The organism is Streptomyces sp. NPDC058701 (assembly GCF_042715295.1).
Lineage (GTDB): Bacteria > Actinomycetota > Actinomycetes > Streptomycetales > Streptomycetaceae > Streptomyces.
Window position 1 is genome coordinate 143,460 of the sequence record NZ_JBHXSY010000018.1, and the last position, 8,708, is coordinate 152,167.

Annotated in this window: 7 protein-coding genes; 5 read left to right on the forward strand and 2 right to left on the reverse strand. The window is 72.6% G+C overall.

Annotation, left to right across the window (positions count from 1 at the left end; translation table 11 throughout):
- Positions 1-47 precede the first annotated feature (47 nt).
- From ACFWW8_RS21065 to ACFWW8_RS21075, 3 genes are all read left to right on the forward strand, one after another.
- Entirely contained in the window at positions 48-1,349 is a 1,302-nt protein-coding gene (locus ACFWW8_RS21065) for a PspC domain-containing protein (protein WP_386530455.1), read from the forward strand.
- 11 nt (positions 1,350-1,360) lie between these two features.
- A complete protein-coding gene (locus ACFWW8_RS21070) occupies positions 1,361-2,053 on the forward strand; it encodes a LuxR C-terminal-related transcriptional regulator (RefSeq protein ID WP_386530456.1) in 693 nt (230 codons plus the stop codon).
- Positions 2,054-2,169: 116 nt separating this feature from the next.
- Positions 2,170-3,282, forward strand: coding sequence for an alpha/beta hydrolase (locus ACFWW8_RS21075; protein ID WP_386530457.1), 1,113 nt, complete (start codon positions 2,170-2,172; stop codon positions 3,280-3,282).
- A 27-nt stretch (positions 3,283-3,309) separates the two neighbouring features.
- Here the strand turns inward: ACFWW8_RS21075 and ACFWW8_RS21080 are convergent, their stop codons facing one another.
- Positions 3,310-4,380, reverse strand: coding sequence for an NlpC/P60 family protein (locus ACFWW8_RS21080; protein WP_386530458.1), 1,071 nt, complete (start codon positions 4,378-4,380; stop codon positions 3,310-3,312).
- Positions 4,381-4,567: 187 nt separating this feature from the next.
- Positions 4,568-5,473 carry an alpha/beta fold hydrolase gene (locus tag ACFWW8_RS21085; RefSeq protein ID WP_386530459.1) on the reverse strand — a complete coding sequence of 302 codons (906 nt, stop codon included), beginning with the start codon at positions 5,471-5,473 and terminating at the stop codon, positions 4,568-4,570.
- A gap of 129 nt (positions 5,474-5,602) precedes the next feature.
- On the opposite strand from ACFWW8_RS21085, the gene ACFWW8_RS21090 reads away from it, so the two are divergent.
- Both ACFWW8_RS21090 and ACFWW8_RS21095 read left to right on the forward strand, forming a co-directional pair.
- A complete protein-coding gene (locus ACFWW8_RS21090; RefSeq protein WP_386530460.1) occupies positions 5,603-5,920 on the forward strand; it encodes an ArsR/SmtB family transcription factor in 318 nt (105 codons plus the stop codon).
- Between the two features lie 82 nt (positions 5,921-6,002).
- On the forward strand, positions 6,003-8,645 hold the full coding sequence (locus ACFWW8_RS21095; protein ID WP_386530461.1) for an ATP-dependent DNA helicase: 2,643 nt from the start codon (positions 6,003-6,005) through the stop codon (positions 8,643-8,645).
- Positions 8,646-8,708 lie beyond the last annotated feature (63 nt).

The window sequence follows — 8,708 nt, forward strand, 5'->3', positions numbered from 1 at the left end:
GGATGCCCTGATGCCCGGCCCCCTCCACGCGTGTGACCATCAGTGACATGCCCGCAGCCGCCGCACCCCGCACCCCGCACGCATCGGAATCCCCGCCCGAGCCCGCACCGCAGCGCAAGCTCTACCGCAGCGCCGACGGCCGGATGCTCGGCGGGGTCGCGCGCGGGCTCGCCGGGCACCTCGGACTGCCCGTGATCTGGGTCCGGCTGGCGTTCCTCGCCCTCTTCATGTTCGGAGACGGCCTCGGCGTCCTGCTGTACGCCGCGTTCTGGGTGTTCGTACCGCTCGGCGTCGGCGGCCGGACCGCGAACGGCTCCCTGTGGGAGACCTGCGCCGACGGCACCCGCCGGCTGCGCAAGCCCGACCGGGGCCAGATCACCGCGCTGGTCGCCCTGTTCATCGGCGCGGGCATCTTCATCTCCAAGGTCCAGCTCGGCGGCGAGTCCGGCCGGTACGTGTGGCCGACGCTGCTGGTCGGCGCCGGCGTGGTCCTGGTGTGGCGCCAGGCCGACAACGCCCGCCGCGCCCACTGGAACGCCGCCGCCGGACGGCACGCCCGCCTGCTCCAGACCGCCCGGGCGCTCGCCGGCGTCGTCCTCGTCGGCGTGGGCCTCACCGTCTTCATCGTCGTACGGGGATCGGCCGCCCAGCTGGGCAACGTCCTCACCGCCACCCTCGCCGTCCTCGTCGGCGTCGCCCTGCTCGCCGGACCCTGGCTGATCCGGATGACGCAGGACCTCTCCGAGGAGCGGCTGATGCGCATCCGCGCCCAGGAGCGGGCCGAGGTCGCCGCCCACGTCCACGACTCGGTGCTGCACACCCTCACGCTGATCCAGCGGGGCGCGGAGGACGCCGGCGAGGTGCGCCGCCTGGCCCGGGCCCAGGAGCGCGAGCTGCGGAACTGGCTGTACAAGCCCGGGGGCACCGGGAAGGACGAGGCCGAGGAGCCGGCGACGCTGGCGGAGGCCGTGAAGAAGACCGCCGCCGAGGTGGAGGACCACCACGGGGTGCCCATCGAGGTCGTCGTCGTCGGCGACTGCCCGCTGGACGAGAGGCTGGCGGCGCAGGTCCAGGCCGCGCGCGAGGCGATGGTCAACGCCGCCAAGTACGGTGGCGAGGGCGGGCCGGTGCAGGTCTACGCCGAGGTGGAGGGGCAGACGGTGTTCGTGTCCGTACGGGACCGCGGGCCCGGCTTCGACATCGACGCGGTACCGGACGACCGCATGGGCGTACGAGAATCGATCATCGGCCGGATGCAGCGCAACGGCGGGACCGCTCGGCTGCGGTCCGCTCCCGACGGCGGCACCGAGGTCGAGCTGGAGATGGAGAGGGCGGCGAACGCAGGATGACCGGAGGCAGCATGTCCGACGAGAACACAGGCACGGCACCGACCAGGCGGGTCCGGGTGGTCCTCGTCGACGACCACCGGATGTTCCGCACCGGCGTGCAGGCCGAGATCGGCGAGACCGACCGCACCGGCGTCGAGGTCGTCGGCGAGGCGGCCGACGTCGACCAGGCCGTCACCGTCATCACCGCCACCCGGCCCGAGGTGGTCCTGCTCGACGTGCACCTGCCCGGCGGCGGGGGCGTCGAGGTACTGCGGCGCTGCGCCCCGCTGATGGGCGCCGTCGAGAACCCGGTGCGCTTCCTCGCGCTGTCGGTGTCGGACGCCGCCGAGGACGTCATCGGGGTCATCCGGGGCGGCGCGCGCGGCTACGTCACCAAGACCATCACCGGCACCGACCTGGTGGACTCGGTCTTCCGCGTGCAGGAGGGCGACGCGGTGTTCTCGCCGCGGCTGGCGGGCTTCGTGCTCGACGCGTTCGCCTCGACGGACGCGCCTCCGGTGGACGAGGACCTGGACCGGCTCACGCAGCGGGAGCGCGAGGTGCTGCGGCTGATCGCGCGCGGGTACGCGTACAAGGAGATCGCCAAGCAGCTCTTCATCTCGGTGAAGACGGTCGAGTCGCACGTCTCGGCGGTGCTCAGGAAGCTCCAGCTGTCCAACCGGCACGAGCTGACCCGCTGGGCCACGGCCCGCCGGCTGGTCTGATCCGCGGGGCGGTCCGGGCTGGTGGTCCGGGCCTGTGGTCCGGGCCGGGCATGTGATCCACGCCGCAGGGGGAGAGGGCAACCGCAAGGCGCTGCGCCGCCCTCTTCGATGGCGTGATGAGCCTGACGGGGACCCCCCTCTTCGCGGCGGCGGTCGCGCTGACCGTGATCGCCGTCGTCCTGCCGCTGGCCGTGTGGAGCCGGGTGCGCGGCCCCGCCGCCGTGCGCGTCGCCGCCCGCGGCACGATGCTCGTCTTCGCGCAGGCCACCGCCGTCGCGCTGGTGTTCGTGGGCATCAACCGGGACATGAACTTCTACACCTCGTGGGGCGACCTGCTCGGCACCGGGTCCTACGTCACCGCCGCCCCCGACCTCGGCCCGGACGGGCTCGGCGGGAAGAAGGCGCAGGAGGTGCAGCAGGCGCCGAAGGTCCGCCAGCAGTTCCAGCCGGTGGACGGCCTCGGCGGCCGGGTCCAGAAGACCGAGCTCGACGGGAAGGTCTCCGGGGTCAAGGGCGACGTCCTGGTGTGGCTGCCGCCGCAGTACGACGACCCGGCCTACAAGGGCAGGAAGTTCCCGGTGGTCGAGCTGATCCCCGGCATCCCGGGGACGGGCAAGTCCTGGTTCCAGGGACTCAAGGCGCACGAGGTGCTGGAGCCGCTGATGAGGAACGGCACGGTGCAGCCGTTCATCCTCGTCTCGCCGCGCGCCATGCTGCTCGGCAACGGCGACACCGGCTGCGCCAACCTCCCCGGCAAGGTCAACGCGGACAGCTGGTTCAGCGTCGACGTCCGCAAGATGGTCATCGACAACTTCCGGGCCTCCGACGAGGCGCGCACCTGGGGCGTGGCCGGGTACTCGGCCGGCGCGTACTGCGCCGCCAAACTGGCCATCGCCCACCCCGACCGCTACGCCGCCGCCGTCTCGCTGTCCGGGTACAACGACCCGGGCCAGGAGCCGTCCTCGCTGGTCGCCCAGGACCCGGAATTGCGCCGCACCCACAACCTGCTGAACCTGCTCAAGGCGGCGCCGGCGCCGCCCGCGGTCTCCCTGTGGATGTCCGGGGCCCAGCACGACGGCTACCTGTCCGGCATGGACCTCAAGGGCGCCGCGAAGAGCCCGACCGTGGTGCACGCGGAGAAGGTGACCGGCGGCCACAACCTCGAATCCTGGTCCAAGCAGCTGCCGCAGACCTTCGGCTGGCTGACCACGCAGGTCAAGGCGCCGTAACGGGGACGGGCACAGCGCCGGGCGGGGCTAGGCGGGGCGCGAGGCGCCGGCCCAGGGCATCGAGTCGAGCGGGGCGACCCGGACCGTCGAGCCCGGCCGCGGCGCGTGGATCATCTGACCGTTGCCGATGTACATGCCGACGTGCGTGATGCCGGAGTAGAAGAACACCAGGTCGCCGGGGGCCAGCTGGTCGCGGGAGACGCGGCGGCCGGCGTTGATCTGGGTGTACGTGGTGCGGGGGAGCGCGACCCCGGCCGACTTCCAGGCCGCCTGGGTCAGCCCCGAGCAGTCGAAGGACCCCGGGCCCGTCGCGCCCCAGACGTACGGCTTGCCGATCGCCCCGTACGCGAAGGCCACGGCGCGGGCGGCGCGCGAACCGTCGCCCGGCGCCGGGGCGGCGCGCCGCGCGGGCGCGGCGGCCGCGGCTGCGGGAGCGGCGGCTGCGGGGGCGGGGGCGGCGGCCGTGCGCGCCTCGTAGGCCGCGCGCTCCTCGGCGGTGAGCTTGGCCAGCTGCTGCCGGGCGGCGGCGAGCTTCGCCTCGATCTCGGCCTTGTGCCCGGCGAGTTCGTCCCGCTTGGTGCGCAGGTCCGAGGCCCGCCCGGCGGCCTGGGTCCGCAGTTTCCCGACCTCGTCCAGCCCGCGGCGCACGGCGGTGATCCCGGCGGCGTTGCGGTCGCCGGCGCGGGCGATGAAGGCGGCCTGGGCCAGGTACTCCTTCGGGTCGGCGGACAACGCGAGCCGTACGGCGGTGCCCAGGGAGCCGCCGCGGTACTGGGTGGCGGCCAGGGTGCCGAGCGCGCCGCGGGCGGTGTTGAGCCGGTCCGTCCTGCGGGCGGTCTCGTCGCGCAGGCCGGTCAGCGCGCGCTCGGCCTCGTCGGCCTGCTCCTTCGCCCCGTTGTACCGCTCGGTGGCGGCCTCGGCCTCCTCGTAGAGACGGTTCACCTCCGCCTCGACCTGGGCGGGGGTGGGCCGGGGATCGGCCTGGGAGGTGCCTTCGAACGCGGTGGCGGTGGCAGCGCCCGCGAGGGCGAGGGTGGCGGCGGTCCGTACGGTGCCGCCGGAGAACGGGCGCTGCCTGGGCTTTCGGTGACTGGCCACGCGGGCCTCACGTCCTTCCTCTGTCGGGTGCTTGCTGGAGGAGGACGCTAGACCCGGAGGTAACGGGCGGATGACGGGTGAGCACAAGTGGCCTGATGCGACCGGATGCGGCCGCTCCGGACCGGAGCGGATCGGCGCCGGAGGGCGGCGGTGAGGATATTGACCGCGGCCGGTCCGCCCGGTGTGATCAGCCGAAGAATCGCGTCAGCTCGGCGACGACGGCCTCCGGCTGCTCCTCCGGGAGGTAGTGGCCGCTGCCGTCGACGCGGACGACCCGGGTATCGGTGCCGAGCGCCGGGACGGCGCGGGTGAGCAGCTCGTAGTTGCTGTGCTCGCCGCCGAGGGCGAGCAGCGGGCCGGTCACCGGGGCGTACGAGGCGAGGTCGGCGATGTCCTGCCCGAAGGTCCGGTACCAGTCGTTTCCGGCCCGGATCGCGTCCGGGGAGTCGTACGCGCGGGCGTACACCGCGCGGGAACGCGCGTCGATCGCTGCCGGGTCGGCGGCGCCGTGGGCGAACAGCCAGTCCAGGAGGTGGTGGTAGCGGCCGGCGAGGAGCTGCTCGGGCAGGCCGTGCACCTGGTTGAGGGCGAACCACCACAGGTGGATGACCCCGGGCTGGGGGAGCAGGGTCATCCGGGCCCAGTCCTCGTCCGGGTGGGCCACGTCGAGGAGGGCGACGCGGCGGGTCGCCGCGGGGTGGTTGGCGGCGTGGGCGTAGGCGACCATCGCGCCGATGTCGTGCCCGGCGAGGTGCGCCGACGCGATGGACAGGTGGTCGAGGAGGGCGTGGACGTCCGCGGCCATCGTCTTCTTGTCGTACCCGCCGACGGGCTTGTCGGAGCCGCCCATGCCGCGCAGGTCCACCGCGATCACCCGGTGGCGGCGGGCCAGGGCCGGCATCACCTTGTGCCACTGCCACCACGTCTGGGGCCAGCCACCCAGGAGGACGAGGGGTTCTCCGGCGCTCTCGGGGCCGCTGTCCACGAAGTGCAGGCGGGTGCCGTTGACCTCGGCGAGGTGGCTGGTGAACCCGCCGTCGAGGGAGGCGGCGAGGGAGGCGTCGTCGAGCGGAAGGGGGGAGTGCGCGGGCATGGGGCGTCCTGGTGTCCTCGATGGATCGACCGTACGAAGTTTTCGTACGACGGAGCGACTGTACGAGATTTTCGAACAGTCCGACAGGGGTGGTGGCCGATCCGTACGAGATCTCCGTACAGTGGGTCCATGGCTGTCACCGCCGCCGAACCGGCCCACCCCGTCGCCGACCGCATCGCACTGGTCGACGTGCTGGCGGCGCTCGGCCACCCCGTCCGGCTGGAGATCGTCCGCAGGCTGGCCTCCGGCGAGGAGGCCTTCTGCGGTGAGGTCGTGCCGGACCTGCCCAGGTCGAGCGTCACCCACCACCTCAAGGCGCTGCGCGAGAGCGGGGTCATCTGCCAGCGGCCCCGCGGCCGCAAGCTCTTCCTCGTGCTGCGCCGCGACGACCTGGAGTCCCGGTTCCCCGGGCTGCTGGAGCTCGTCCTCAAGGACGAAGGGGCGTAGCGGGCGGCGACCCCGGGCCGGATTCCGCGATTTCCCGGGCCCGGGACCGGCTGTCGGTCCCGCCCCCTAGACTCGGAGGGCGATGAGCAGCCTCTTTGACGACAGTTTCCTGGCGGACTTCACCCCCTCCGACGAGGTCCCCCCGCCACCAGAGGAGCACGCCGCCCCGGAAGCGGGCGCGGACGACCTCTTCGGGGGCCGGTTCGACATGCCCCTGACCGGGGACGCGTACTACCGGGACGGCGCCCCCAGGCCCGTCATCGACCCGGCGACGCTCCTCGAGGGCCTCAACACCGAGCAGAGGGCCGCCGTCGTGCACGCGGGCTCCCCGCTGCTCATCGTGGCCGGCGCGGGCTCCGGCAAGACCCGGGTGCTGACCCACCGCATCGGGCACCTGCTGTCGGCGCGACACGTCCACCCCGGGCAGATCCTGGCGATCACCTTCACCAACAAGGCCGCCGGCGAGATGAAGGAGCGCGTCGAGGGCCTCGTCGGCCCCCGCGCCAACGCCATGTGGGTGTCCACCTTCCACAGCGCGTGCGTGCGCATCCTGCGCCGCGAGTCCAAGCGCCTCGGCTTCACGTCCTCGTTCTCGATCTACGACGCGGCCGACTCCAAGCGGCTGATGGCGCTCGTCTGCCGCGACCTGGACCTGGACCCGAAGAAGTTCCCGCCGAAGGCCTTCAACGCCAAGGTCTCCAACCTGAAGAACGAGCTGATCGACGAGGAAGCCTTCGCCGACCAGGCCGCAGACGGTTTCGAGAAGACCCTGGCCCAGGCGTACGCGATGTACCAGGGGCGGCTGCGTGAGGCCAACGCGCTGGACTTCGACGACATCATCATGACCACCGTCCACCTGCTCCAGGCCTTCCCGGACGTCGCCGAGCACTACCGGCGACGCTTCCGGCACGTCCTCGTCGACGAGTACCAGGACACGAACCACGCCCAGTACACGCTGGTGCGCGAGCTGGTCGGCACCGGCTACCCGGACCTGCCGCCCGCCGAGCTCTGCGTGGTGGGTGACGCCGACCAGTCGATCTACGCCTTCCGCGGCGCGACCATCCGCAACATCCTCCAGTTCGAGGAGGACTACCAGGACGCGACGACGATCCTGCTGGAGCAGAACTACCGTTCCACGCAGACGATCCTCTCCGCGGCCAACGCGGTCATCGAGCGCAACGAGAACCGCCGCGCCAAGAACCTGTGGACCGAGGCCGGCACCGGCGCGGTGATCACCGGCTACGTCGCGGACACCGAGCACGACGAGGCGCAGTTCGTCGCGGACGAGATCGACCGGCTGACGGACGCGGGCGACGCCAAGGCCGGCGACGTCGCGATCTTCTACCGGACGAACGCGCAGTCGCGCGTGTTCGAGGAGATCTTCATCCGGGTCGGGCTGCCCTACAAGGTCGTCGGCGGCGTGCGCTTCTACGAGCGCAAGGAGGTGCGCGACGTCCTCGCGTACCTGCGCGTCCTCGCGAACCCCGAGGACAACGTCCCGCTGCGCCGGATCCTGAACGTGCCCAAGCGCGGCATCGGCGACCGTGCCGAGGCGATGATCGACGCGCTCGCGATGCGGGAGAAGATCACCTTCCCGCAGGCGCTGCGGCGCGTGGACGAGGCCTTCGGCATGGCGGCGCGCTCGACGAACGCGGTGAAGCGTTTCAACGTGATGATGGAGGAGCTCCGGACGATCGTCGACTCCGGCGCGGGCCCGGCGGTGGTGCTGGAGGCGGTGCTGGAGCGTACGGGGTACCTGGCCGAGCTCCAGGCGTCGACCGACCCGCAGGACGAGACGCGGATCGAGAACCTGCAGGAGCTGGCGGCGGTGGCGCTGGAGTTCGAGCAGGCGCGCGAGGCCGCGGCGGCCGAGGCCGAGGCCGCGGCGGACGGGGCCTCCGCTGACGCGGGCGGTGCCGGTGCGGGTGCCGACGTTGTCGACGCGGACGCGGACGCGGACGTTGTCGACGCGGACGCGGCGGGCGATGCGGCGGCCGCGGACGCCGGGCCCGGGACCCTCGCCCAGTTCCTGGAGCAGGTCGCGCTCGTCGCCGACTCCGACCAGATCCCGGACGAGGAGACGGACGGCTCGGGCGTCATCACACTGATGACCCTGCACACCGCCAAGGGCCTGGAGTTCCCGGTGGTCTTCCTGACCGGCATGGAGGACGGGGTCTTCCCGCACATGCGCGCGCTCGGCCAGACCAAGGAACTGGAGGAGGAGCGCCGCCTCGCGTACGTCGGGATCACGCGCGCCCGGGAGCGGCTGTACCTGACGCGTTCCTCGATGCGCAGCGCGTGGGGGACTCCCTCGTACAACCCGCCGTCGCGGTTCCTGGAGGAGATCCCGGCCGAGTACCTGACGTGGAAGCGCACCGGCGCCGCGCAGAAGCCGGCCGGTCCGATGCGCAGTTCCGGCTACGGGTCGGGATCGGGCTACGGTTCGGGCTCCGGCGGCGGCAAGGCCACGTTCGGGACCTCCCCCGAGTCGTTCCTGTCCTCGTCGCGCACGAAGTCGGGCCCCTCCGGCTTCGCCACGCGCCGGGCGACGGACAAGCCGGTCGTCGCGCTGGTGGTCGGGGACCGGGTCACGCACGACCAGTTCGGGCTCGGCACCGTCATGGAGGTCAAGGGAGCGGGCGCGGACGCGCAGGCCACCATCGACTTCGGGGACGACAAGCCGAAGCGGCTGCTGCTGCGTTACGCACCGGTGCAGAAGCTGTAGGGCACGGACCCGCCGCCGGGCCGTACCTCGAAGTGGAGGTGGGGGCCGGTGGAGTTGCCGGAG